A 25,777-nucleotide genomic window follows, 5' to 3' on the forward strand; every position below is an offset into this window, starting at 1 on the left:
TGCCTTCGGGCGCTCCCCACACACTTCCACGAACGGGTAACCAGCACCATGAGTCTTGACCAGCTGTACCAGCAGATCATCCTGGACCACTCCAAGCAGCGGCACGGAAGCGGGCTCGCGGACACAGAAGCTCCAACGGGCACGTCAACCGGCCAATCCCACCAGCTCAACCCGGTCTGTGGGGACGAGGTAACGCTCCGTCTGGCTGTTGCCGACGGAACTGTCAAGCAGATCAGCTGGGATGGTGCGGGCTGTTCCATCTCCATGGCGTCGGCCTCAGTGTTGACCGACCTTGGCGAGGGAATGTCCGTAGAGGAACTGCACGCCGTGATCGATAACTTCCGTGAAGTCCTTCGCTCGCGTGGAAAGGTGCAGGCGGATCCGGAGATTCTGGGGGACGCCGCCGCATTCGAAGGCGTGGCCCGCTACGCCGCCCGGGTCAAATGCGCCATGATTTCGTGGGTTGCCGCAGAGGACGCGCTGAACCAGGCGACGGCCTAACAGCCCGCAGAGCAGTGTGCCGCTAGGTGCGGCTGAAGACGTCAGGCACGCCGTCGCCGTCGTCGTCCCGTTGTTCTTCCACCTGAACCAGGCGGTAGTGCCGGTTCCTGGCCCTAAGTACGACGGCGGCCAGCAGCGCCGCGATCAGGGAACCGGCCAGGATGGCCACCTTGGCGTGGTCGTTGTGTGCGGATCCGGTGCCGAAACTTAGCTCGCCGATCAACAGTGAGACGGTGAATCCGATCCCGGCCAGCAAAGCCAGCCCAAAGAGGTCGATCCAGGCAATGCTGGAATCCAGGCTCGCTCGGGTGGTTTTGGTCACCAGGAACGTGGTGCCGAAGACGCCAATGGCCTTGCCCAGCACCAACGCCGCAACGATTCCCACGGCCACCGGATCACTGAGCGCCGCCCGCATGCCATCCAACCCGCCCAATGCCACGCCTGCGGAGAAAAAGGCGAAGACGGGTACTGCGAACCCGGCGGAGAAGGGGCGTAGCCGGTGTTCGAAGTGTTCGGCGAGTCCTTCGGCCGGCTCGCCCTTTTTTCCGCTGTTGAACACCGGAACCGCAAAGCCCAAGAGGACCCCGGCCACTGTGGCGTGGATACCGGACGCATGGACGAGACCCCACGTGGCCAGGGCAAGCGGGAGCAGGAAGTACCAACTGCGGATCCGTTTCTGGACCAGGAAGGTGAAGAGCGCCAGCGGTACCAGGGCGGCCAGGAGCATGAGGGGCTGAATCCCCGTGGAGTAGAAGAACGCGATGATGCCGATGGCGATGAGGTCGTCAACTACTGCGAGGGTCAGCAGGAAGGTCCGCAGGGCTGCGGGAAGGTGCGTGTTGATCACGGCAAGGACGGCCAGGGCAAAAGCGATGTCCGTAGCCGTGGGGATGGCCCAGCCCTTGAGTGTCTCCGAGGCGGAGCCGAGGTTGAAGAGGACGTAGATCAGGGCGGGGACCAAGACTCCACCGACGGCCGCGGCAACGGGTACAACAGCGCGGGCAGGTTTGCGGAGTTCCCCGGCGACGAACTCCCGTTTGAGTTCCAGGCCCGCGAGGAAGAAGAACACGGCCAGCAGGCCGTCGGAGGCCCAATGCCCCAGGCTCAGCTGCAGGTGCCAGGGTTCATAGCCTATTTTGAGATCGCGTAATGCGAAGTAACCCTCAGCGGCGGGGGAGTTGGCCCAAATCAGCGCAATCACAGTGGCGGCCAGAAGGAGGGCGCCGCCCACTGTCTCTGTTCGGAGGATGGAGAGGATCCGGCGGTACTCGGGGTAGCTGGAGCGGCTGAAAACGGTGGTGGTCAGGGGTTGTTTGGCCACGGAAGCTCCTGTGGGTCGAGTGGTCGAAAGGCGGGCATCGCAAAGACACCGCCGACCAGACTTCCCGGCACACCAAAGCCCAGTCTACCCAACTGGGTAGCAGTAGAGCGCGTTATGAGGGCTCAAAACGCGCTCTACTGCGACCCAGTTGGGTGGGACGAGCGCTAGGAAACGAGGCCCGCAACCCCTATGGCCGCCGTCGCGAGTCCCAGCACCATGGAAATGGAGACCAGGACGACGTGGACTGTGAGGAACCTGGTGGCCTTGCCGGCGGCGTCGCGGGCCCGGGGATCCTTCATGACGCGCTTCAGGAACTGCGGCCATACAACCAGGGACCACACGCCGGCAACGATCAGGACCCAGCCCAGAATGGCGGGGAGCTGCATACTAGTGGCTTTCGAGCCAGGCCTGCGCCTGCTGCGACTGGATGTTCAGGGCCTTGCCAACCATCGGCTCAGCAGCATCGGCGATCTTGCCGCCGAGGAACGGAACCGACGAGGAAACGTTGCCCTCAAGCTCGATCCGGGTGTTCCCGCCTTCAGCCACGAGGCGCTGGACTGCCGTGACGTCGAGTGGAGCGCCGGAGACCTTAAGGGCGATCTTGCTGGCGCGGGAGCCGTCGGCTGCCGGTGCCTCCCACTGCTCGGTCTGCGTGACAGTCAGGCTCTCGCCGACGAACTTGCGGGCGATATCCGGCAGGCGGGTAGTGGGGAGCGTACGAACCGTGGTGGTGCTGAAAGCGCCGGCGGGGTCGCCGTCGATCGTGAACGATTCCAGGGAGCCGCCCACCAGTTCACTCGTGTGGCGCAGGAAGTCTTCGTCGACAAATACGGCCGCAACGCGGTCAACGCTGTGGGGCAGGGTGGTGGATGCACTCAGGGCCATGGGTCCTCCGTGGATATGTTGGTGGTGAAGCTTTTTAGCTCCCAACATCCTACGGGGTGTCCGTGGCCACGCCGGAACCCTGCTCCTGTTCCTGCTCCTGTTCCTGCTCCTGTTCCTGATGTTGAAGCGCGGTTGCTGCCGCGGAAATGTTCCGTGCCATGGACGGGAAGATGATCCCGTGGAACGGGTACACGCCCAGCCAATAAAGTCTGCCCGCCAAACCGCGTGGGAAGAAGATGGCGCGTTGCTTGTAAAGGCTCCCGCCGCCGTCGGGCTCCACTGCCAACTCAAGCCATGCACGCCCGGGTGCCCGCATCTCGGCCCGGAGACGCAGCAAATGTCCGCGGTCTATGGCTTCGACCCGCCACCAGTCCACCACCTCGCCGCTGCCCAGCTTTTTCGGATGCCTGCGGCCCCTCAACAGGCCCGCCCCACCGGTGAGCTTGTCCAGCCATCCACGCACCCGCCATGCCAGCGGAAGTGAGTACCAGCCGTTCTTGCCACCGATGCCCTCAATGATGGTCCACACATGCTCAGGCTTCGCGTCGCTGTGGAAGGTCCGCTCATCCAGGAAGACCTTGTAACCGGCCCAATCTGGATCGCTGGGAAGAGGGTCGGCGTCGATTCCGGCATTTGCCCAGGTGGTCTCCACCTGCCCGTCCCGTTCCTTGCCCAAAGCCAAGCCGACGGCACGGCGGTACGGCGTCAGGCCGCCGTCGGGCTGGGGAATGTAATGATCGACGTCGTGCTCCCGCGACACGGCATCGTGCTGCAGTGACTGCACCAGCGGCAAGGACATGGACAGCGGAATGGGCGTGACCAGTGCAACCCAAAGCCCGGCGAGTTTGGGCGCCGGAACCGGAAGGGCGATCACCAGACGGCGGGGCAGGCCGCGCTCCAGGGCGTACTCGTTCATCATGTCCTTGTACTTCAGGACGTCCCGGGAGCCGATATCGAACGTCCGGTTCAGGCCGTCCGGGAGGGCGGCAGCAGCCACAAGGTAGTGGAGCACATCCCGCACTGCGATGGCTTCGATGCGGTTATTGACCCAGCTGGGCGCCGGCATGACGGGCAGGGTATCGGCCAAGTGGCGGATCATTTCGAACGACGCCGAACCCGAACCGATAACGACTCCGGCCTGGAACACGATGGAATCCACCGGGGAATCAAGGAAGACGCGTCCCACCGTCTCGCGGGAACGCATGTGCGTGGAGAGCTCTGCGTTCTCCGGGTGCAGGCCGCCGAGGTAGACGATCCTTGTGACGTGGGCCCGGGTCGCTGCGTCTGCCACGAGGCGTGCCATGGCATCTTCCTTCGCCTCGAATCCACTGCCCGAAGCCATGGAGTGAACCAGGTAATAGAGCACATCCACACCTTGGAGTGCGCTCTCCAGGCTTCCGGCGTCGGACAGGGAATCCGTGATGATTTCGACGTCGTCGTGCCATGGAACATCGGCGATTTTCTGCGGGGAGCGGACCACCACCTTCACGCGGTGGCCAGCCTCGAGAAGACGGGGGACCAGGCGGCCTCCAATGTAACCGGTGGCGCCCGTAACGAGGACTGTCTTGGATGGCTGGTTTGGTGATGGCTGCAAAGGAACTCCTGGGCTGGAGGGAGGGGTAGGCTGGAATGACCCGGCATTCATTTGAATTTCCGGGCATTTGTGTTGCCTGCCCTTGGACCCACCCTAGGAGTTTCAGCCATGAGCCTCAACGGTCTGCGCCGCGCACTGGCGGAGGACAAGACTTTTGCGCGCGTCCGAACGGAAGCTCAGCGGCCCTTTTCGGCCCGGAGCACGGACTACCAGATCAGCGCCCCTAACGGGATGCGGGCAGTGCTGCTTGCGGAAATGGCCGATGGCCTTGCTGCCCTGGAAACTGAAACCGGGAGCACGCCTGTTGTGCTGGCGGTCACCGCCACCGGGCGTGAGGCAGAAGACCTGACGGCGGCGCTCGCCTCGTACTTGCCCGCGGAGTCTGTGGCCACCTTCCCCAGTTGGGAAACCCTCCCGCATGAGCGGCTTTCGCCGCGCTCGGACACCGTGGGGCGCAGGCTCTCCGTCCTGCGCCGCCTGACCCACCCTGAAACCTCGACGGCGGCACCCCTGCGTGTGGTGGTTGCCCCGGTTCGCGCCGTGGTCCAGCCGATCGTGGCCGGTTTGGGTGACCTCGTCCCCGTCACGCTGCAGGTAGGGCAGGAACGTTCGTTCACCGATGTTGTCCGTGCCCTTTCCGACGCTGCCTATGCACGGGTTGACATGGTGACCCACCGAGGCGAATTCGCGGTTCGCGGCGGTATCCTGGACGTTTTCCCGCCCACCGAGGACCACCCCATCCGTGTGGAGTTCTTCGGCGATGAAGTTGACCAGATGCGCTGGTTTGCCGTGGCCGATCAGCGCTCTCTGTCTGCACCCGGGATACACCACCCGACGGAACTGCATGCACCGCCGTGCCGCGAAATCCTGATCACGCCCTCCGTCATGTCCCGTGCTGCCAAGCTCAAAGCAGATATGCCGGCGGCGGCTGACATGCTGGAGAAAATCGCGGGTGGGATCGCCGTTGAGGGCATGGAATCCCTGGCCCCGGTGCTGGTGGATGCCATGGTCCCGTTCGTGGACCAGCTTCCGGCCGGTTCCCTGAGCGTGGTCATCGAACCGGAAAAAGTGCGCACCCGTGCGCACGACCTCGCTGCTACCAACGAAGAGTTCCTGGAAGCTGCTTGGTCAACGGCGTCCGACGGCGGTTCCGCGCCACTGGATCTGTCCTCCCAGGCCTCCACCGACTTGCACGCCGCGAGCTTCCGTTCGCTGACTGACACCCGGTCTGCCGCTTTGGAACACGGGGTGTCCTGGTGGTCCATCACCTCGCTCGCAACTGACGAGGACCTGGTGCTGGACATCGACGTCCTCAACCTCCACGCCCGGGAACCCCGCGGTTACCAGGGCGACGTGGCGGAAATGCTGGACTTCATTGGCTCCCGTGTCCGGGAGCAGTGGCGCCTGGTGGTTGTTACTGACGGGCCAGGACCTGCCCAGCGCCTGGTTGAGCTGTTCCATGACGCCGATATTCCGTGTGCACGCGTGGACTCGCTGGATAAGGATCCGCAGCCGGGCATCATCGAGGTGACCACTGCCGCCGTCGGACGTGGTTTTGTCCTTGACGGCCTCAAACTGGGTCTTTTGACTGAAGCGGACCTGCTGGGGCGCGCCACCGCCAGTTCCACCAAGGACATGCGGCGCATGCCGTCCAAGCGACGGAATGCCGTGGACCCGTTGCAGTTGCACGCAGGCGACTTTGTGGTCCATGAGCAGCATGGAATCGGCCGGTTCGTGGAGCTCATCCAGCGCAAGGTGACAGGTACGTCGTCGTCCGATGCCGGGCTGCGTGAGTATCTGGTGTTGGAATATGCAGCCTCCAAGCGTGGCGCTCCGGGGGACCGTTTGTTTGTCCCTACGGACCAGCTGGACCAGGTCACGCGCTACGTGGGCGGGGATACCCCGGCGCTCAGCAAGATGGGCGGCGCAGACTGGGCGAGTACCAAGTCCAAGGCACGCAAAGCCGTCAAGGAGATCGCCGGAGAACTCATCCGGCTCTACTCGGCCCGGATGGCATCCCGCGGACACGCCTTCGCTCCGGATACTCCGTGGCAGCGCGAGCTCGAGGAAGCCTTCCCCTATGTGGAAACCCCGGACCAGCTGACCACTATCAACGAGGTCAAGGCGGACATGGAGCGGGAAATCCCCATGGACCGCCTGGTTTCCGGCGACGTCGGATACGGCAAAACCGAGATCGCCGTCCGGGCGGCCTTCAAAGCCGTCCAGGATGGAAAGCAGGTAGCTGTCCTGGTGCCCACCACGCTGTTGGCCCAGCAGCACTACGAGACGTTCACCGAGCGTTTCTCGGGATTCCCGCTGCGCGTAAAACCCCTTTCCCGGTTCCAGAGCGGCAAGGAAGCCAAGGAAACCGCCGAGGGCGTCAAGAGCGGTGCGGTGGATGTCGTGATCGGTACGCACCGGCTGCTGTCCAAGGACTTTGAGTTCAAGGACCTGGGTTTGGTGATCGTGGATGAAGAGCAGCGCTTTGGTGTGGAACACAAGGAAGCGCTGAAAAAGATGCGCACCAACGTGGACGTCCTGGCCATGAGTGCCACGCCGATTCCCCGAACCCTGGAAATGTCCTTGACGGGCATCCGGGAGACATCCACCCTGGCAACTCCGCCGGAGGAACGCCACCCTGTACTCACCTATGTGGGTCCCTTCACGAACAAGCAGACGTCAGCGGCCATCCGCCGTGAGCTCATGCGTGAAGGGCAGGTGTTCTTCGTGCATAACCGTGTGTCCTCGATCGAACGAATTGCAGCGCAGATCCGCGAGCTGGTCCCCGAGGCCAGGGTGGAAGTGGCGCACGGCCAGATGTCCGAGAGCCGACTCGAGAAGATCATTGTGGACTTCTGGGAGAAACGGTTCGACGTTTTGGTCTGTACAACCATTATTGAGACCGGACTGGACATCTCCAACGCCAACACACTGATTGTGGATGGTGCCGACAAGTACGGACTCTCGCAGCTGCACCAGCTCCGTGGCCGTGTTGGCCGTGGCCGTGAACGCGCCTACGCGTACTTCCTCTATCCCTCTGAAAAGCCATTGGGCGAGGTGGCGCTGGAAAGGCTCAAGGCTGTGGCCGCGCACAACGAACTCGGCGCCGGCATGCAGCTGGCCATGAAGGACCTCGAAATCCGTGGTGCAGGCAACCTGCTGGGCGGGGAGCAGTCCGGCCACATCCAGGGCGTGGGCTTCGACCTCTACATCCGGCTCGTCGGTGAAGCTGTTGCCGAGTACCGCGGTGAGGCCGAGGAGAAGGCCGCCGAGATGAAGATCGAACTGCCCGTCAACGCCCACCTGCCGCATGATTATGTGCCCGGTGAGAGGCTGCGCCTGGAGGCCTACCGGAAGTTGGCTGCCGCTGTCACCAACGAGGCCATCGATGAGGTCCTCGCGGAACTCGTGGACCGCTACGGTGAGCCGCCCTTGCCGGCGCAGAACCTCATCGCCGTGGCCCGCTTCAGGGTGGGGGCCCGCGAAGCCGGGCTGTCCGACGTCGCGCTCCAAGGCAACTTCATCCGCTTCTCGCCGGCGCAACTGCCTGAGTCCAAAACCATGCGGCTGAACCGCATGTACCCGGGTTCCCAGGTCAAGCCTGCCTTGGATGCTGTCCTGATCCCCAAGCCCAAGACAGCCAGGATCGGCGGCCGTGATCTCCAGGATGCCGAGATCCTCCAGTGGGCCAACAACGTGATCGAAGCGATCTTCTCAGATGTACCCGTAAAGGCAGGCTAAACGAATGATGGGAGGACACCACGCCGCGTCAGGAGCCGCGGCGTGGATTGCTATTGCCTCGACCGGACCCTACGCCTTGGGCTGGTACCCGCTGGACTCCACTGGCATCCTCATCGGAGCCATGGCGACGGCGGGCACCGCGTTGGTGTGCGACTGGGACCACCGGCACAGCACCATAGCGAATTCGCTGCCGCCGCTGTCCAATGTGATTGCGGTGGGAATCGAGAAAGCCAGTGGGGGCCACCGGCAAGGGACGCACTCACTCTTGGGAGCCTCGGCCTTCGTTGTGCTGGCGGCCATGGCAGCTCAATTCCAGATGGTCACACCGGTGGGGAAGCTCTCCGTCGGCGCGGGTTTGCTGTGCATGTTCATGATCAACCTTGCCGCCAAGGCTTTGAACCTGTTTCCCAAATCGGGGTGGATCACCAACTGGGTGTTCGCCGTGGTGATGGCTGGCCTGGTGACCTGGTTTGCGCCGGATCAGTGGGGATGGCTGCCGCTGTCAATGCTGACGGGAGTCGTGGTCCACATCGTGGGAGACATGATTACGGTGGGCGGTGTGCCGTTGCTGTGGCCTATCGTCATCAAGCCACCTAAATTCCTGCGGAAATCACTGATCAGTGGCATCTGGCGGGCCAACGGGGCCTTTTCGATTCCGCTGCTGGGCAGGGCCGGATCACGGCGCGAGTGGCTGGTTCTGATTCCTGTCAGCGGATACGCCATGGTGGGCATGGGCGTGGCTGCCTGGGCTCTGGCGGGGCAACACTGGCCGGGTATTTTCTCGGCGCTGGGCGGGATGTTGCAGCTGCCCTGACACGGTCGGCGCACGGTCCGCATGCACGTCGATTGAAGCTTCCATCAAACCAGCGTCACGACTTGCGGCCTCCCTCCACTTCCAGACGGGCACTTGTACCCAGTTTGGAAAAAATGGAGGGTTTTGATGGATTTGGTCCGTTCACACGGCATCCACACCGGCAGTAGGCAAAGTCTGCCCACACAGGGGCGCGCAGCATCGTTGCGGCGCTCGCACGTTGATCTTGAAGTCATCATTCCGGCGTATAACGAGGCCGCGAGGATTCCCCGCACACTGATCCAGACCACCGACTTCCTGTCCGCCCAGCCGTGGTCCTCGCGGATCGTCGTAGTGGACAACGCCAGCGTGGATGAAACGGGAGCCGTAATTCGTCGTCTCTTCCCTGATGGAGGAACCGCCGTGCCGATTTCGGTGATTGGCTGTTCGCGTCGTGGCAAGGGTGCCGCCGTCCGTCGGGGTCTCCTCAGCGGAACGTCGCGGTTCACGGGATTCTTTGATGCTGACATGGCTACTCCGTTGGAAACGCTGACATCGGCAATGTCGTATCTCCAGGAAGGTGCGGCCGCTGTGATTGCTTCCAGGCACGCGCCTGGATCCACCCTGGTACGGCCACAACAGCTTGGGAGACGGATGGGAGGGAAAGCGTTCCGCGCGCTCACCCGAACAAAAGTCAAGGGCATTTTCGATACCCAGTGCGGTTTCAAGTTCTTCGAACGGGACGCGCTCACCGCTGCCATGGTCCAGTGCCGGGCCTCCGGATTTGCCTTCGACGTCGAACTGCTTCTTCGACTTCAACACCAAAAGGCCAGGATCATCGAGTTGCCCGTGGCATGGACGGACGGGGCTGAGTCCACTTTCCGGCCCATGCACGACGGCATAGCGAGTTTTGCGTCAGTTCTCCAGCTACAGAAGACCATGCCATGACCGAGGTACTGGCAGCCGAAACCGCCATCACCGATCTCGCTGGGAAACATGTGCTTGTCCTGAACTGGCGGGACGTCAGGCATTCGCAAGCGGGCGGGGCCGAGCAATATATGCACCAGATTTCCCGGAGATGGGTTGAAAGCCGAGCCAAGGTCACGTGGTTTACAGGCCGGGAGCCTGGCCAGTCAGCCGAGGATGTCATCGACGGCATCCGCATCCTCCGGGCGGGAGGGCCTTTGGCTATCTACGCGCAAGCAGCCCGCAGGCTCCTGAAAACAGGCCAGAACTTCGACGCGATTGTGGATTGCCAGAACGGAATCCCCTTCTTTGCACCCTTGTTTGTGTCCGCTAAGACCCCAATAGTCCAACTGGTACACCATGTACACCAGGAGCAATTCAGCACCAGGTTCTCCCCGCCACTTGCGGCCTTGGGGCGCTTCCTGGAAAAAAGCGGTGCCAAGGCAGTGTATGGCCAGCGGGCCATTGTTGCCGTTTCGCCGTCCACGCGGCTGGAACTGCGAAAACTCGGATTTACGGGACCCATTCACGTGGTGCCCAACGGAACCATCGACGTTCCGGCGACCATTGGACCCAAGGATGCGGACCCCACCATTGCCGTGGTCAGCCGCCTCGTGCCGCACAAGCGGCTGGATGTGCTGCTGGGTCAGTTCGCCGCTGCTGCACGGAGCGTTCCCAAGCTGCGCTTGGAAATTGTGGGCGACGGTCCGGAGAGGCCCCGCTTGCAGCAGTTGGCCATGGATCTTGGCCTTGACCATGTGGTGACGTTTCACGGATATCAGCCCAACGCATTCCGCGACAGCCTGCTTAACCGTGCTTGGCTCACTGTGTCGACGTCGGCCTCTGAAGGGTGGGGCTGCTCGGTGATTGAAGCTGCGGCCTGGGGCGTTCCCTGTGTTGCACTGCGCGTTCCAGGTATCAGGGATTCGGTAGTGGACGGAAGGACAGGCTGGCTCGCGGAAACCCCGCAGGAATTTGGCACTGCCCTGGTGACGGCCCTTGAAGCCTTGCATGATCCCGATACCGCCCATGAGGTTTCTGCGCAGTGCCAGGAGTGGGCGCGCTGCTTCACCTGGGACCGCAGCTCCGAACTGCTGGCCGCTGTACTGCTGGAGGAGACGGAACGCCGGACGAGCACCGAACCAGGCGTCTTTAGCTCGGACATGTCAACGCTCGCACGCTTCGAGCTTCCCGCCGGCGCAGACCTCCGCAGCGTTCTTCGGCGGACAGATGAAATCCGGGAAGTCCGGGGCGGGGTAGAGATCCTGATTAAGGGGCGCGATGAATTTGAGGCCTCTGCCCTCTTGAATCGCATCGGTGTTGTCGCCGCGGAACTGCGCCCAGCAGGGCCGGGCACCCTGCTGGCAGGTCCGGGGAGCGGTTTCACGCCTTCTGAAGCGGTTGATGACCAGTAGGATCGGTGGCCGCAGGGGGCTTCGTGGCGTTGGCTACCATCGCCAAAGGTGCAGACTTCCTGCGTGTCGGAGAAAACAGGATGGCCCGGGCATTAGCCCGGGCCATCCCATGTTGCGTGAAAGTTTAGCTTTCGCCGGCTGAGTCCGAGCGGCCAAGGATGGTTTGCGGAATCCAGAATGCGAGGGCGAACAGGCCCAGGCACACGGCCATCGGCCACGGGTTGTCCAGGCTGAGGAAGGACAGGGAGTAGATGGCGCCCAGGAAGAGCACGATCATAATCACGAACAGGACAATGCTTACGCCGAGGTTGTTCTCTTTTTCAATGGGCGCGCTTGTTGCGTTCTTGGACATTCATTCCTCCTCGGCCCCGCAGGGCTCAAAATCTGTGGCTGTCGCGGACGCCTCAGTAATCCGATGAACCCTGTTCACCTTTGACAATGGCTATTCCGGAACTCGCTCCGATACGTGTTGCACCAGCAGCAATCATAGCCTGTGCGTCAGCCAGGGACCGCACTCCGCCTGACGCTTTGACCCCAACCTCGGGCCCTACCGTCTTGCGCATCAAGGCAACATCCTCAACTGTTGCTCCGCCGCCATTGAATCCGGTGGAGGTCTTCACGAAGTCGGCCCCTGCTTCCACGGCGGCTTCGCAGGCAATGACCTTCTGTTCATCGGTCAACATGGACGTCTCGATGATGACCTTCAGGATTGCCTCGCCGGCGTGGACAGCTTCGGCGACGGCGGTGATGTCATCCACCAGGGCGCCTTTGTCATTCGCACGGGCGGCCGCCATGTTGATCACCATGTCGATTTCGTCCGCGCCGTCCAAAACTGCGCCTCGGGCTTCGAATGCCTTGACGTCGCTGGGCGTAGCGCCGAGGGGGAACGCGATGACGGAGCAGGTCAGTACGCCCGAGCCTTTGAGGGCCTTGGTGACGGTCTTGACCCAGATCGGATTGACGCAGACGGACTTGAATTTGTACTCGACGGCCTCGGCGCACACCTTCAAAACCTCGGCCTCGCTGGCCTCGGGCTTCAACAATGTGTGGTCGATGTACGAGGCGATGCTTGCAGGCGCGACGGCTTCGTTGCTCATGGGATCCTTCCGTGCCGGGCGTGGCCGGCCCGATGGCCGCAGGGTTGTCACTGCCCGTCAAAGGACCATCTTGCCACGATCATGTTCCCTCGTGGCACTGCAGTGGTACCACCACGCTGGAGGCAACTGCTAGGCAGCCTTCGCGGCCTGCTGGTTGCTGCCCCATGCGCCCAAGAGCATCCCGGAAACGCACAGCATGGCGGAGGACTCGGCAGAGAGGAGAAGGCCCAGGCGAAGGCCGTCGCAGGAAGCGGCGTCGCCGATCGCCCAGATACCCGGAACTGAGGTAGCGAGGTCGCGACCTACTGCGATGCCGCCGTCGGAAGCTATCTGGAGACCCGCGCTTTCCGCGAGTTCGGCGCGCGCCGTACGTTCTTCGGCGAGGACCACGAGGTCGCCGTTCATGCTGCTGCCGTCTTCGAAGACGATCCCGGTGGCAGGCACGGCGGAATCGGATACGAGCGTATCGACGTTGGAAGAAACGACGGCGGCAGGGCGGAGGGTGGTGCGGACGGGACGGACTCCGCGGGCCCGGAGCACGGCCTCTGCCTGGCCCGCTGCGGGACCATTGCCCACGAGGATTCCCAACGGCCGCCGGCCAACGATTCTGGTGACGTCCTTGACCGCTTCGCCGATGTTCGCGGCGTCGTCGATAGTGGAGTAGCTGAGGCTGGCTTCGGCTCCCACGACCGGCGGGAGGCTGGGAGCCGACCCCGTGGCGATCACCAGTTGGTCGTAGGAGAACTCCATGCCATCCACGGTGGTGACGATCTTCGCTTCTGCGTCAATGAAACTTGCGGCCTGCCCGAACCGGACCGAGACCTGCGGCAGTTCTGCCAGCTCCAGGAGCGCGTCGGGGCATTCGTCGCGGTTGCTGAGCACGGTGATGGTGCCATCGAAGGGGCGTTGCCGGGAGCCTGATCCATCACCGGCCAGCCGCCGCACCAAAGCCTGGGCGGCCGGACCTGCGCCTGCAATGACAATGTGAACGGGGGTGGAGGACATGTTTGGCCCTTTCGCTGGCGTGACCTGTTGATCATCAGCCTAGAGTCCCGGTTTTTCGCGGGTGTTTCCCCGTTGTTGCCATCTTTTGCAGATCCGTAGTGCGCTGTTTACCCGCCGGTAATAACGTGGATCACAGTGGCGGTCAGTACCGTGCCAGCAACTCCCGTAAACCGTTGGCTGCGAAGCTGGCCACAGCCTCTGCCCGGTCAACGAAGCCGTGGGCACCCACGGGCTCTACCGAGGCCAGAAGCCCTGCGGCGTCGGCCAGGCTCATGGTTAGTCCGGCAGTCAGTTCGTCCACTTGCGGGCCGTGAACGTGCAATACTGCCTGGCGCGAGTCGGTCCAGGCATCCGGACCGGGATCGTCCCGCAAGGTGCGCGTCAGGGACACGTCCTGCCACCCGCCGTCGAGCCTGATCCGTGCATGGTAGGTGACGTCGTGGCCTTCCGTTTCAACGCGACCATCCGCGAAAAAGACGCGGCCTCCGAAGAGCGGGTGCTCCAGGTATCCCGTGAACTGCTCGGGCACACCGGACCCGGCCGTGGGCAGCATGACGGTGGCTTTGAACGTCAGGGGTGAGCCATCCAGTTCTCCGCGCAAGGTGTCGTTGAAACGGACGCCGGCCGCTGGTTCTGTCATGGCGGTGCAACTGGCATCTTTCGGTACGCCGGCTGGCGTCATGGTGTCCAGGTACGCCCGGGCGTCACGGTAACCCATGCCGATCAGGGTGTCGGCGTCGATCCTGCCCAGATAGAACTCGGGGTCAAGCGGGAGCGGATGTTCAGGACGCACCACATGCAGGACAAACTCGCGTCCAGCCGCGCTTGCAACCTCAAAATCCGCAAGGAGGGCTCCCATGGCGCTCATTTCGATCATGTGGACGTACTGCTCCAAGGGCCCGTCGCCCCAATATGGCGAGTTGCCGATGCACCAAATCAGCCACACTTCCGCCGCTCCCCGGCGCAGGGCTTCGGCTACATTGGCGTCACGCATCCAGACCGCATCCGTCCAGATCTTCCCGTCCCGCCGCAGCGGTGTCAGGAAGAGGGGAAGCGACATTCCTGCGGCCATGAGCTCCGCGTCAATCGCGGTGGCGTCGATGGCGTGGCATTGCTTCCCGGTGAACTCCACCACGTTGAAGGAACCTTCGACGGCGCCCTGTTCCGCCGCGCGGCCACGGATAGTCGCGTCGTTGATCCCCAGGGCGGGAAAGACCTTGTTCAGGATGCCGTCCGCGTCACCAATAGCGGGCAGCGCCCATGGGCCCTTGAGGTAGTCACCGATCGGCAGTGGCGAGCCGAAGTCCTTAACGTCCACGCCGGACCAGCGCGTGCACATTTCCTTGGGTGTCACCCCGGACAGCAGCATCCCCGCCGTCAGGATCCCTCCGGAACTGCCGTCAACATGCTGGAACTCCAGGCCTTCCTCGGCGAGCGCCCGCATGACGCCGGCCTGCCAGGCTACGCGCATTCCGCCACCGGCGAGCACCAAAGAACGCTTCACAGTTCGGTTCCTGCTGCCATGGCTCCACTGATCCTGCGCCAATAGAGGAACAGGAGCACCGCCGTCGCGAGGTCAAAGAAGGCCACCAGTAGCGCGATGGGTGAGAAGACGCCGTTCAGTACCCCGATGCCGACGGCTCCGAATGCCCCGGTTTTCTGCAACCCGGACCAGAGCACCACCTCGGGGGAGGGCACGGCGTTGAGCAGTGTGTGGAGGAGCAGTCCGCCCACCACCACCATGAACATGCCCACGGTTCCGAAGAGTTGCCGCATTCCGGGCGTGGAGTCGGCCCCGATCAGTTGCAGGACCGTGCCGCCAAAGGGAACCTGCACGGCACCGGTCAGGACCGTGATGACAGCAATCGCTGCCAGGACGGCGCGCAGTGGATCGGCGGTGGCCCAGGCGATCAGGCCGGGGCGCCGGGCCTGGTGGTGGGGCTGGTTTTGGGGCTCGTGATGGTGGGCCGGCTGTGCCGGCTGATGGGCGGTCATGCGAAGGACTCCAGCAGGCGACCGCGGTCAACGAGCAGCCACACCATCGCGGCCCATGTCAGTGTTGAGACGTAGAAGCGGATGTCGTTGAGCATCATCCAGCGTTTGAGCAGGGAGCGGAGTTCGGCGTCGTCTGCGAAGTCGCCGCCGCGGATGCGCTTGTTGATGGGGATGATGATGCCCTGGCCCACCCAGGTCAGGACGATGATGCCCACCAGGCAAATGATGGCTGGTATGACGCGGATGGTGCCCCACTCGGACCACACCAGGATGCCGCCGGAAATGAACATGATGGGCACAACGATGGTGAAGAACTTGGTGGCTGCGCGGGTGGGGATACCGAAGTGCATGTCTACGTTTTCGCGGGCCAGCGAGCGCCATGTTGGGTACAGGAAGAATTTGAGGACCCACATGGTGCCCACGTACATGGTTGCGCCGAACAGGAAGTAGAGCGCGTTAATGAGGAGTAGCCAGTTCATTGGATGCTTCCCGGAGTAGCGCGGGGGACGGCGCCGGAGCCTGGTGCCGTGCCTGCGATCCTGCTCCGGTCCGGCGGTGCCAGCCATTCCTGGCTCTGGCCCAGGTTCACGACGCTGTCCAGCATGTCGCCTCCCCGAAGGGCGGCTGCAGCGGATTCTGAGGGTGCCGTGAGGAACCAGGCTTCGTAGTGGTCGTCCAGGACACCGTGGGCCTGCGGCAGCCAGGCGGTGAAGACCGGCTTACTTTCAACCTGCAGGTTCTTCAAAGGCTCGACGCCGGGCGCGTCACCGAGGATGAGGCGCGCCTTGGCCTGGGCGCCCAGGGCGATGTCTCCGGTGGCTTCGAAGTAGATGTCGGATTTCCAGAGCATGTTCCGGAAGACGCAATAGTTTGAGGCTGCCAGTTTCAGCGGCAACGCCAGGGGTTCAGGACGTTCAATTTCGATGTAGCAACCCAGTTGGCCGTCCTTGTCATATTGTGCTGACACGGTGGAATCAGTGACCACGAAGTCCAGGTTGGCCTGATGCTTGGGCATGCCCCAGATTCCCTTGCCTCCCTTGACGGAAACCTCGGAACTGACGGGGAGGTCCACCACGAACTGGCCCAGCTTGAAGGTTTTTTGGAAGATCAGCGGGAGGATGGGTGGGGCCGGCCTGCTGCCGTGCGTGATGGCGATGGCCAGTGAGTATTCGATGTACTTGCCGATGTCCGTTGACTTGTAGTTGACCACCGTGACCACCAACAGCCCTTTGCCGCCCAGGCTGAAGGGCCGCATCTCCGTGCCCGGGAGTGCTGCCGCCGCGGCTTTCTTGTTGATGGGGAAAGCGGCCATGAGCACGGGGGAGTCGTCGGAATTGACCGGCATGACGTACTTGATGCCATCGGCCAGTGCGTGCTGGCCACGGAGCCGTTCCTGGCGGCGGGGAACCGGGGACGGCATGAGCTTGAGCAGGGGAGTAACGAGTTCGGTGAGTGTTTTCATGAGTTCGGTTCCTTGGTTCCGTTGAGCTCCTGGACGATGACCGGAAAGGTGTCCTGCCATGCGTGATCGCCGAAGAAGACGTCCAGATGGCCATAGCCGGGGATGAGGTGGAGGGAGTCCTTTCCAGGCCGGTGTTGCTGGAAGAATTCGAAGGTGCGTTGCTGGCTCTCGGGAAGGAAACAGAGGTTGTCCAGCCCGGCGATGAATGCGAATCGTGCATCGGTTTGGGGAGCCTCGGCCACGAAGTTATCCGGCAGTTCCGGATGGTCTCCGGCAGCCACCATGTGCCCGGCTTTGATACTGCGGCCCATCTCCTCGAAGAACGTCACCGGGACCTCGGCGAACTCACCGCTGAGCCATTGGTGGGTGGCGTCGTCGAGGTTTTCGTGCGCCCAAAGGGCCGGGCGGCCGCTGCCGTAGGTGAAGCTGACCATCTTGCAGACGATGTTGTCGCACTCGCGGTGCGTGGCTTTGACCAGGCCCCGGATGGCCCGCGTGAAGTAGCCCTGCGATTTATAGCCCCACGCCGGGGACAAGTAGGGGGTAAAGACCTTGACCACCGGCGTCAGGTAGTCGATCTTCAACCGCGAGAACGCCGGCACCACGGGATGAAGGGAGACCGCGTTAGAGACGATCGTGTCCACCTGGGGCAGGAGACCGGCCACCGCGGACATGGTGAACGACGTCGATCCCTGGCAGTGGATAACGGCCTTCATCGTTTCCGCGCCGGTGGCGTTCAACACGTGCTCGACGGCGGCCGGGTGGTCGTACACGGCGGCGTCGGCGAGCGTCCAGGACAGGGGATCGAGATCGATGGATGCCCGCCAGTTCAGCATCCACACGTCCCATCCGTCCTCCAGCAGGACGTCCACTATGGTGGTCCGGACCGGAGGCCTGAACAGCTCTGCCCGGACGCCGGAACCATGGACCAGCATGACCGGCCCTTTGGTCACCTCCACGGGCGATGTCACATGGACCAGGCTCAAAGGGGTGTTGTCCCGGGCCCGGAAAGGGATGACCTCGGTCCGGTGCTCGGCACGGGTGATGATCATGGTGCGGTTCCTTTCCGCGTGATGGTGATGGGTTCTTCAAGCAGCCGCACGGCGGGCAGGCCGGGCTCCGGAACCAGCCGCGCGCCGTCGTCGTTCCGGGCCAGCTGCCAATCGCGGCAGACTGTGTCCACCACCAGCGGGTAGACAGTTAGGGTGCCGTCGGCGGCGAGGTGGAGGCGCAGGAAGCCTTTATGGTCTTCGATGGATTGGCCGGACATTTTCCAGGTAGAGACCTCCCCGCTGGGCGTCGCCAGGATGAACAGTGCGAAGGCCTCACTGCCAACGGCCCAGCCGCCCAGGTACACCGCCGCAAGCGCCAGCAGCAGGATGACGACGTCGGGCCAGCCGTTCGGCCAGGGAAGCAGGATCACGACGGCGGCACCCACCGCGAGCGCGGACAGCTGGTAGAGCGCTCCGCGGGTGAAGACCACGATCCCTGCCTTGGCCAGCCCAAGTAGCCGTGCCACCAGTGAGAGGACTGCGAGCAGGAGCGGCACCGCAAGGATCAGGATCACGATGAGGAGCAGCGTGTTTCCACGGGTCAGGCTGCGGAGGCTGTCCACGAAGGATTCCCCGCGGAAAGCGCTGAAGACTGTCCAAAGCGTTAGTGCTGCGATCACGTGCACAATGCCCAGGGACAAACCGAAGCCAGGGTTGCGGATGGGAAGCCAATATTGCGAGAAGGGGTTAGCGAGCCGGGGGCCGAGCAACTGGGAATCTGCCTGGTCCGGGTAGAGGGTAGGCATGCGGGTGAAGTGGCGGGGTGGAGGTTCCTGGTCCTTGCCGCCGTGGGCGTTTCCGGTTTGGGTGACGCTGGAGGACAGGCCCGGGGCGTTGTCGTGGCAGGGAAGGACGAGGTGCTCCGGGAGCCAATGGGCGTCTGAAAGGTACGCGCCGCCCAGGCCGCAGGTGATCATTTGCGTTCCGTCAGGAGAGGTTTGCTCCTCGTAGCGGGAGTAGTGGTGCAGGTCGCCGGTGAGCCATAGCCGGACGTTTGCGCCGGTGGGCTCGAACAGGCCCGTCACGGGATTGAACCGACGGCGAAGGTAGTCCTGTTCGAAAAAGTTGACCTGCCTGAACTCATTGGGTCCCGGGTGCCCGGCGTCAACCCAAAAGGGAGCTGCCACGCACAGGATGATGGCGTCTCCGGGTTGGAGCTGCAGGGTGACGTTGCGGTAGAAGTAGTCCAGTTGTGGTTCGTCGATGTACTGTCCCAGCTGGCTGTCCAGGCCCAGGATCCACCAGCCGGGCGTGCCGTCCTGCCGTTCGCCGGAAGCCTCCGTGGGTGATTGACCCGTGAGCCGGACCGCGAAGTAGCTGCGGGTCTGGATGGTCCGCCAGCCCCCGATGCTCCGTTGCCGGGTGAACATCCGGATGAATGAAGTGAGGCCGTCGTACCAGTCGTGGTTGCCGGGGAGCGCGAGCATGATGGGTGTCTCGTTGTGGGGCCCACTCTGCGTGCTTGGCACGGATTTTAGGGCGCTCAGCGGGCCCTGCAACGCAGGACTGGGGAGCGCCATCCGGTACGGTCCGGCCATCCGGTTCTCGTAGGCGGCCGGTGAGGCAACGGGGTAAACCTCATCGCCGCCCAGGACCAGGACCCTCCCGCGGGGAAGATCATGGCCGTCAACCGTCAGCTTGTCCTCGGCAAGCAGCAGCGCGACGGAGTAGGTCGCGTCGAAGCCGTCTCCAAGATCGGCGGTGTAATCGAGCCACAGATCCGCGGGCGCCAAGGGCTCGCTGGGCTTTGCGGTGCGGGACGCCTCAAGATCCCCGGGCGACGGGAGCCCCCGGCTTGTGACCGGCGGCTGGGCCGGTTGGCCGGGGACGGGAAGTTTGTCCAAGCGCAAGGGATCCCCAGGGAAGCTCCCCTCGAGTTCCCTCTTGTCGCCGAAGTCCGCGAAAACAGTAGCTGCCATGACCTTCAATGCCGTCCGTGCCAGGGACATCGGCGAGAGCCAGCGAACCGCTGCCTGGGGAGTGAAGCCCAGGACAGCACGATGCCTCGCAAGCTCCCAGCTCTTCATCTACGTGGCCGTCGCAATGGGCTCCGGACCGGGAACGGGACCCGTTTGAGGCCCCGCCCGTAGACCTGCCACAACTCACCGGCGAACAATTTCATGAAGGACGCCAAACCCGCCGCCGGCGCCGGACCCTCGGCACGGAACGTGGTCAGCTGCTTGGCGAAGTCCAGCGGGCGGATGTACAGAATCCCGGCACCGAAGACGTCCTCCTCGCCGGGCTCTTGGACGTCAGAGGCTTCCGACGGCGGAACGTGGCCACGCAGGATTCTCGCGTACAGCGTTGTGGTGTCCTGCCAAATATCCAGCCCTGCCTCGTTATGGATCAACTTGTACCCGGTGAACGTGAACGGCGTCCCGCCCGGGTCCCGCAGCCACAACCGGTACAGCATGCGCCTGGCCGGCCTGCCGTCGTCGGAAACGTCCTCCACAAAGAGGTTGAACCAGCCGCGCTCCACCGGCATCCGGCCACCGAAATAGTCTGCGAGCACATACCCTTCCGCCTTCGCAGGGTGGCTCGGATCCTCCACAAACGCGTCCATGTCCTCTGCGGTAATCGTCAGCTCGAACATGATCCTGCGGCTCCGGTCCCTGCCCAGGCTTCGCCCCTTCTCCGGGTCAGTGATTCCCGGGCTGAACCAGCCGTGCATCTGCTCCGTGAACCGTACAGACGTCCGCGCGTCTCTTGCAGCCGGTTGCACGTCTTGGGGTTGCTGGTCTGGGAGTTTCTGGTCTGGGAGTTGCGGCAACCCCAAACCACGGCTCCTGGTTCCCGTCGTGGCAGCTGCGCCATCCTCAACTGCGCTCGCAGGCCGCTCCTCCCGCGCACCGTTGCCCTTGGTAGCGTCCGGCGCCAATTCGCGCGGAACCGAGGCGTCGACGTCGTTCGCAGTCTCGTCAGCGCCAGGCAGATCATCACTGGTCCAGTCGTCACTTCCGGCAGCATCGGCGGGGGAAATTCCCCTGTGTCCGGCACTTTGAGTGTGGTTAAGGACGTGGCCGTCCTCCAGGATGTGGTGGCATGCGCGTTCGGCGAAAGCGGAAATTGTCAGTGAAGGGTTGGCACCCACCGGGCCAGGCATGGCTGCCCCGTCCATGACGAACAGGCCGGGATAACCGAATACTTCGCCGTAGGAGTCACACACCGCCTCGCCGGGATGGCGGCCGGATGGTGCGCCGCCAATCGGGTGGACCGTGATGACGCGCTTGGCCCACCACAGGGGGTTGTCGATGAAGTCCCCGTCGAGGTCCTTGGCGATCTCGGACATCGTTCCGCGGACGCGTCCGAAGTAGTCCTTGGACGTGGCCATCGTCCATGCAATGGCGAGCCTTCCGTCGCGAAGGGTCATGACGCCGTCGGGGATATCCCGTCCCATCCCGAGCAGCGGCACGGAACTGGAGGATAGGCGACCGTCACCCAGTGCGGCGGCGAGGTCGGCCGAAACGTTGGACCGCCCGGCGTCGAACAATCTGTCCTTCAGCAGTTGACGGGCAACCTTGGCCGTCCGCTTAACGGTGGTGCTGAGCTGGGCTGTCTCCATGAGCCAGTTCATGAAGGCCGGATAGCCGGCGTCCTCCACGTAGTAGCCGCGGCCATCGCCGTCGTCGTCGTTGGAATCGGGAATCCGGATCGCGGTGGTGATGACTGGCCCGCGGCTGCCGGTGAGTGTTCGCACTCCCGGTGGCGAACCATTCGAGCCAGGAGTTTTGGCGCCCATGATGAACGTCAGCAGATCGCCGTTGCCGCTGAAACGGGTGCCCAGGGCGTCGCTCAGGGCGGGCAGTGAGCTTCGGTTACGCAGGAGCAGGAAGTTGGTGCCGAACGTGCCGGCGCCAAGGATGAGCCGGCGGCAGTGAATGATTCGTTCCTTGAGGAGTTCGCCTTGGCGCTCAGGATCGTGCACCACATAGCGGACCTCGTATCCTCCCCTGGCAAGTGGCCTGATCCCGCGGACATCGTGGAATGTGCGGACATCCGCCCCCTGATGAGCGGCTGCCGAGATGTAGTTGTGGTCCAGTGTGTTCTTGGCACCGGCGTTGCAGCCTATGTCGCATTCACCGCTGAGCGTGCACGTCGTCCGGACGGTGTTTGGACCGTGGATGCTGCCGTACTCCGGGAGGGGGAGTGGCCGGTTGGTTTGAGGTTCCTTGGTGGGCTCCGTGGAAAAAGTGACGGCGATGGGTGGCCTGCTGATTGGTAGGCCGAGGGTCGCGGCGGTCTTCTCCATGGCCAGTGTTTTGGGCGTGTCATGGTACGGATAACGGACCGGTTGGAGTATTTCTTCTGCGGCCTTATAGTACGGGTCAAGGTCCGCCCGCGTGAAAGGCCAATTCTCGTAACCGCCGCCAGGGATGGGGGACTCGTTGACGAACCATTTCTCGTCCTTGCGCAGGAGGACGTTGGCGTAGATTAGCGAACCGCCGCCCAGGCCGCTGGACACCAGGCCCTCCGTTCCCCGGAATGTCCAGGCATCAAAAAGCCCATACAGGCCGCGGTCCGGGTCCCAGAAATTCCGGCCCATCTCCGCGGGCGAACGCGCGAAACTACCGGGCGGATAGGGCTTGCCACGTTCCATAAGCACCACGGATTGTCCGGCCTCGGCCAGGCGAAGTGCAGCCACCGAACCACCGAACCCGGAACCGACCACCACGGCGTCAACTTTTTCGATGTGGTGTGTTTCGATGTCCTGTGCACTGCGGCGTGCCGGATCGGGTGCGGGATCCGCACCCGTATTCCCGCTGTTCCCGGTCCCCAGACGACCCATGGCCGTTCCTCTCAGAGGAAAGCTGACATGAAGGCAGCTCCGGCGTGACCGGGCGGTGCCTCCGGACTATCGCCCTTATGTTCCCACCGGGCCGGGGATCTGTCCATGAGGTGGAGTTATTCCCGTGATCCAGCGCGGCCGGCCGGATGTCACGCGATGATCCTGGTGAAGTTCAGGTCGAAGTCGTGCTCAAGCGGTGCACCGAGGTAGTTTCCCCGTTCCCAGCGGCCTGTGATGGTGTTCCCGTCCTCGCTGATGTGGCCAATGTAGCGTTGGGGCCAATCGGGGCCATCCCGGAAAAGGGTCCACACATTCCCTTCCAGGGTCATGTCCAGGACGCGGGCGACGCCTCGGGAATCAAAGTAGTGCTGCTGGAGTGCGCCGTCTGATCCTGTAGCGCCAATGGTGCAGATTGCATTCGGGAATTCCGGCCTCTCCACAGTGGAGCGTTGGATCAGGAATCCGCCACCCTGCAGCCATTCGAACGTTGTTCGGCCCACCGCGTCCATGACAGGGGCAGTAGTCTCCCATTCGCCGACCAGGATGTTGAGTCGCTCCAACAGCATGGATGTCATGTGGTCCTCCTGAGATGTGTAGCCCCAGTTCCCGCCGCGGGTAGGGATTTGGCGAGGGTGGCCGCCGGCTTCCTGACCCTCTTTGGCTATCACTGGCCCACAAATCACCCAAAGGAGGTTGATTATGGCGGTACTCGCCGCCAAGCAAGGTCAGGAAGCAACGCCTTATCGGGTTTCCCAGTGGCATGATGGGCAAATGAGTCGAGTGACGTGCGATCTGACCATCTCCCTGGACGGCTTCGTCGCCGGTCCCAACCAGCGAATGTCGGAGCCACTGGGCGACGGCGGAGAGCTGCTGCACCGATGGATGTTTGAAGAGGCCGAAGCCAACGCGGCCCAGGTTGAAGAAATCCTCGCTGCCGGTGCCTTCATCATGGGCCGGAACATGTTCGCGGGCCCCGGGCCGGACCTGTGGGACGAGGAATGGCGGGGCTGGTGGGGTGAGGAACCGCCGTATCACGCGCCGGTTTTCGTCCTGACCCACCATCAGCATGAGCCGTTGGAGATGCAGGGCGGCACCACCTTCCATTTCGTGACCGACGGGATCGAATCCGCCCTTGCCCAGGCACGGAAGGCCGCAGGAAGCAAAGACGTAGCCATCGCCGGCGGAGCCCGGACAGCCCGCCAATACCTTGACGCAGGGCTGATGGATGAGTTGCGGCTCCACATTTCGCCCATGATCCTGGGTGGAGGCGAGCGGTTGTTGGACGGCGTGGGCAATCTCAAGCTTGAACCCACGGAAGTGGCCGGCACCAAACTCGTCACCCATGTGCGGTATAGCGTGGGCCGTTAAGAGGCCGCGTCACGGCCGCTAAGACGTCCCGTCAGCGCTGGAGCTTGCACCCACATCCAGCCCATTCATCATTCACCTTGAGCCGAACGGCCTCACCACCTAATCTAATCTTTAAGCAACAAGTGCGCATGGGTGCACATGTGTACTTATAGATGAGGTCGGATTTCGATGTTGTCGGTTTTGCGGAACCCAACGTACCAGCGGCTGTTTTCTGCGCAGATCGTGGCTTTGGTGGGAACTGGCTTGTTGACTGTGGCTCTTGGGCTGCTGGCGTTTGACCTGGCTGGCAGCAATGCGGGTGCCGTGATGGGAACGGCGCTAACCATAAAGATGCTGGCTTATGTTGGTCTCGCCCCAGTGATCAACGCCTTGGTGGATCGCCTTCCGAAGAAGCCGGTGCTGGTCAGCGCGGACCTGGCCAGGGCTGCCATGGCTCTGTGCCTGCCGTTCATTACCGAAGCCTGGCAAATCTACGTCGTGATTTTCCTGTTGCAATCGGCATCCGCCACATTCACGCCGGCGTTCCAATCCCTGATTCCCACTGTGCTCAAGGATGCAAGAGACTACACGCGGGCCTTGTCTTTGTCGCGGCTGGCGTACGACATGGAAGCCCTCGTCAGCCCCGCAGCGGCGGCCATGCTGTTGAGTATCACCGGCTACAACAACCTGTTCCTGGGCACAGTCGCCGGGTTCCTGGTTTCCGCTGGCCTGGTGGCCATGACTGCCATTCCCCCCTCTCCGGTTGGCTCCACCACCCAGGGATCTCTCTGGCACCGCACCACCTTGGGTGCCAGGATATTTTGGCGGAACCGGAGACTCAGATCCCTGCTCGCCCTGAACGTAGTGGTGGCAGCACCCACAGCGCTAGTACTGGTCAACTCCGTTGTCTATGTGCGTGAAATCCTTCACCGGCCTGAGGCAGATTTGGCATTTGCCCTCGCCTGCTTCGGAGTGGGCTCAATGATTGTTGCTATCTCGGCACCCAGGATGCTGGAACGGTTCGGGGACCGGACGGTCATGCTCACGGGTGCCACGCTGATTCCGACGGCGATGATTGGGGCCACGACCGTCACCCTTACGGCGGAGCCTGAAGCGGGATGGTGGCTGTTGCTGGGATTGTGGTTCCTGCTGGGCGCAGGCAATTCGACCATCCTCACCCCGGCCTCGCGCCTGCTGCGCGAAGCATCCACGGAGCAGACCCGGCCCTACCTATTCACTGCCCAGTTCTCGCTCTCGCATGCTTGCTACATCCTCAGCTATCCCTTGGCTGGCTTGCTTGGTGCTGCCGCCGGTTTGGGTTGGGCTGCGGGGGCGCTGACAATTCTTGCGATACTAGGCAGTGCAGGAGCTTTCCTGTCCTGGCCACGGCATGACGCCGGGGGAGCAGGTGCACCCGATCTGAAGGAGCGCTACGTTGAGCAGCCAGCCGAGCAGCCCGTTCCCTGACCCTTCGGAGGCGCCCTCGCTGTTCCACCTGGTCACCCCCCACCCGGAACTGCTCGAGAGCGCTGCCGGTACCTTGCGGATGCTGGCCGAACCAACCCGCCTGCACCTGCTCTGGCAACTCGCCCAAGGCCCGAAGTCCGTTACAGAACTCGTCGACGAAGCACTTGTTCCCCGGACGGTGGTCAGCCAGCATCTGGCCAAGCTCCGTCTCAGCGGACTTGTCGATACCCGCAAAGACGGGCGGCACGTGATCTACTCCCTGCACGACGGCCACCTGCTGCGCCTGATCCAAGAGACCATCAATCACGCCGATCACCGGATAACCGGCGAACCCACCCACGACTAACCTCGAC

Annotated in this window: 23 protein-coding genes; 8 read left to right on the forward strand and 15 right to left on the reverse strand. The window is 63.1% G+C overall.

Annotated features, from left to right (window positions below; all coding sequences use genetic code 11):
• The first annotated feature begins 48 nt into the window (after window positions 1-48).
• Window positions 49-501 carry a Fe-S cluster assembly sulfur transfer protein SufU gene (sufU, locus tag J2Y41_RS07185; RefSeq protein WP_223936373.1) on the forward strand — a complete coding sequence of 151 codons (453 nt, stop codon included), beginning with the start codon at window positions 49-51 and terminating at the stop codon, window positions 499-501.
• 22 nt (window positions 502-523) lie between these two features.
• Here sufU and nhaA read toward each other — a convergent pair whose 3' ends face one another.
• From nhaA to J2Y41_RS07205, 4 genes are all read right to left on the reverse strand, one after another.
• A complete protein-coding gene (gene nhaA, locus J2Y41_RS07190) occupies window positions 524-1,822 on the reverse strand; it encodes a Na+/H+ antiporter NhaA (RefSeq protein ID WP_309927541.1) in 1,299 nt (432 codons plus the stop codon).
• A 164-nt stretch (window positions 1,823-1,986) separates the two neighbouring features.
• A complete protein-coding gene (locus tag J2Y41_RS07195) occupies window positions 1,987-2,208 on the reverse strand; it encodes an SCO4848 family membrane protein (RefSeq protein ID WP_224166858.1) in 222 nt (73 codons plus the stop codon).
• 1 nt (window position 2,209) lies between these two features.
• Window positions 2,210-2,707 carry a DUF2505 domain-containing protein gene (locus J2Y41_RS07200; RefSeq protein ID WP_224091751.1) on the reverse strand — a complete coding sequence of 166 codons (498 nt, stop codon included), beginning with the start codon at window positions 2,705-2,707 and terminating at the stop codon, window positions 2,210-2,212.
• A 49-nt stretch (window positions 2,708-2,756) separates the two neighbouring features.
• On the reverse strand, window positions 2,757-4,352 hold the full coding sequence (locus J2Y41_RS07205; protein WP_309927547.1) for an SDR family oxidoreductase: 1,596 nt from the start codon (window positions 4,350-4,352) through the stop codon (window positions 2,757-2,759).
• A gap of 57 nt (window positions 4,353-4,409) precedes the next feature.
• On the opposite strand from J2Y41_RS07205, the gene mfd reads away from it, so the two are divergent.
• The 4 genes from mfd (at window position 4,410) to J2Y41_RS07225 (ending at window position 11,213) form a co-directional block, all read left to right on the forward strand.
• Window positions 4,410-8,042: a transcription-repair coupling factor gene (mfd, locus tag J2Y41_RS07210; protein WP_309927549.1), complete on the forward strand. Its 3,633-nt coding sequence runs from the start codon at window positions 4,410-4,412 to the stop codon at window positions 8,040-8,042.
• Between the two features lie 4 nt (window positions 8,043-8,046).
• Entirely contained in the window at window positions 8,047-8,856 is an 810-nt protein-coding gene (locus tag J2Y41_RS07215) for a metal-dependent hydrolase (protein WP_224166861.1), read from the forward strand.
• A gap of 126 nt (window positions 8,857-8,982) precedes the next feature.
• Window positions 8,983-9,780 (forward strand): glycosyltransferase, encoded by a 798-nt coding sequence (locus J2Y41_RS07220; RefSeq protein ID WP_309927552.1) that lies wholly within the window; start codon window positions 8,983-8,985, stop codon window positions 9,778-9,780.
• The gene (locus tag J2Y41_RS07225) at window positions 9,777-11,213 is read left to right on the forward strand and encodes a glycosyltransferase family 4 protein (RefSeq protein ID WP_309927554.1); all 1,437 of its coding nucleotides are present in this window, start codon (window positions 9,777-9,779) and stop codon (window positions 11,211-11,213) included. Before J2Y41_RS07220 ends, J2Y41_RS07225 begins: the two co-directional genes overlap by 4 nt.
• A gap of 124 nt (window positions 11,214-11,337) precedes the next feature.
• On the opposite strand, the gene J2Y41_RS07230 is transcribed toward J2Y41_RS07225, so the two are convergent.
• The 11 genes from J2Y41_RS07230 to J2Y41_RS07280 form a co-directional block, all read right to left on the reverse strand.
• The gene (locus J2Y41_RS07230) at window positions 11,338-11,565 is read right to left on the reverse strand and encodes a hypothetical protein (RefSeq protein ID WP_224091770.1); all 228 of its coding nucleotides are present in this window, start codon (window positions 11,563-11,565) and stop codon (window positions 11,338-11,340) included.
• 52 nt (window positions 11,566-11,617) lie between these two features.
• Window positions 11,618-12,310: a deoxyribose-phosphate aldolase gene (gene deoC / locus J2Y41_RS07235; RefSeq protein WP_309927557.1), complete on the reverse strand. Its 693-nt coding sequence runs from the start codon at window positions 12,308-12,310 to the stop codon at window positions 11,618-11,620.
• A gap of 129 nt (window positions 12,311-12,439) precedes the next feature.
• On the reverse strand, window positions 12,440-13,315 hold the full coding sequence (locus tag J2Y41_RS07240) for an FAD-dependent oxidoreductase (RefSeq protein ID WP_309927559.1): 876 nt from the start codon (window positions 13,313-13,315) through the stop codon (window positions 12,440-12,442).
• A 142-nt stretch (window positions 13,316-13,457) separates the two neighbouring features.
• Window positions 13,458-14,819 carry a patatin-like phospholipase family protein gene (locus J2Y41_RS07245; protein ID WP_309927561.1) on the reverse strand — a complete coding sequence of 454 codons (1,362 nt, stop codon included), beginning with the start codon at window positions 14,817-14,819 and terminating at the stop codon, window positions 13,458-13,460.
• Entirely contained in the window at window positions 14,816-15,310 is a 495-nt protein-coding gene (locus J2Y41_RS07250) for a hypothetical protein (RefSeq protein WP_309927563.1), read from the reverse strand. The genes J2Y41_RS07245 and J2Y41_RS07250 overlap by 4 nt, the downstream gene beginning before the upstream one ends.
• Window positions 15,307-15,789 carry a DUF1772 domain-containing protein gene (locus J2Y41_RS07255; RefSeq protein WP_224166867.1) on the reverse strand — a complete coding sequence of 161 codons (483 nt, stop codon included), beginning with the start codon at window positions 15,787-15,789 and terminating at the stop codon, window positions 15,307-15,309. Before J2Y41_RS07255 ends, J2Y41_RS07250 begins: the two co-directional genes overlap by 4 nt.
• The gene (locus tag J2Y41_RS07260; RefSeq protein WP_309927566.1) at window positions 15,786-16,772 is read right to left on the reverse strand and encodes an acetoacetate decarboxylase family protein; all 987 of its coding nucleotides are present in this window, start codon (window positions 16,770-16,772) and stop codon (window positions 15,786-15,788) included. Before J2Y41_RS07260 ends, J2Y41_RS07255 begins: the two co-directional genes overlap by 4 nt.
• Window positions 16,769-17,824 (reverse strand): alpha/beta hydrolase, encoded by a 1,056-nt coding sequence (locus J2Y41_RS07265; protein ID WP_224166869.1) that lies wholly within the window; start codon window positions 17,822-17,824, stop codon window positions 16,769-16,771. Before J2Y41_RS07265 ends, J2Y41_RS07260 begins: the two co-directional genes overlap by 4 nt.
• Window positions 17,821-19,851: a hypothetical protein gene (locus J2Y41_RS07270; protein ID WP_309927569.1), complete on the reverse strand. Its 2,031-nt coding sequence runs from the start codon at window positions 19,849-19,851 to the stop codon at window positions 17,821-17,823. The genes J2Y41_RS07265 and J2Y41_RS07270 overlap by 4 nt, the downstream gene beginning before the upstream one ends.
• On the reverse strand, window positions 19,848-22,610 hold the full coding sequence (locus J2Y41_RS07275) for a GMC oxidoreductase (protein ID WP_309927571.1): 2,763 nt from the start codon (window positions 22,608-22,610) through the stop codon (window positions 19,848-19,850). The genes J2Y41_RS07270 and J2Y41_RS07275 overlap by 4 nt, the downstream gene beginning before the upstream one ends.
• Window positions 22,611-22,759: 149 nt before the next feature.
• Window positions 22,760-23,185: a hypothetical protein gene (locus tag J2Y41_RS07280; RefSeq protein WP_309927573.1), complete on the reverse strand. Its 426-nt coding sequence runs from the start codon at window positions 23,183-23,185 to the stop codon at window positions 22,760-22,762.
• Window positions 23,186-23,381: 196 nt separating this feature from the next.
• Between J2Y41_RS07280 and J2Y41_RS07285 the strand changes: the two genes are divergently transcribed.
• The 3 genes from J2Y41_RS07285 (at window position 23,382) to J2Y41_RS07295 (ending at window position 25,770) form a co-directional block, all read left to right on the forward strand.
• Complete coding sequence (locus J2Y41_RS07285; RefSeq protein ID WP_309928022.1) at window positions 23,382-23,978, forward strand: dihydrofolate reductase family protein; 597 nt, start codon at window positions 23,382-23,384, stop codon at window positions 23,976-23,978.
• A gap of 168 nt (window positions 23,979-24,146) precedes the next feature.
• On the forward strand, window positions 24,147-25,424 hold the full coding sequence (locus tag J2Y41_RS07290; RefSeq protein WP_309927576.1) for an MFS transporter: 1,278 nt from the start codon (window positions 24,147-24,149) through the stop codon (window positions 25,422-25,424).
• A complete protein-coding gene (locus J2Y41_RS07295; RefSeq protein WP_224091849.1) occupies window positions 25,393-25,770 on the forward strand; it encodes a helix-turn-helix transcriptional regulator in 378 nt (125 codons plus the stop codon). Before J2Y41_RS07290 ends, J2Y41_RS07295 begins: the two co-directional genes overlap by 32 nt.
• Window positions 25,771-25,777 lie beyond the last annotated feature (7 nt).

It is taken from the genome of Arthrobacter sp. 1088 (assembly GCF_031455315.1).
GTDB lineage: Bacteria > Actinomycetota > Actinomycetes > Actinomycetales > Micrococcaceae > Arthrobacter.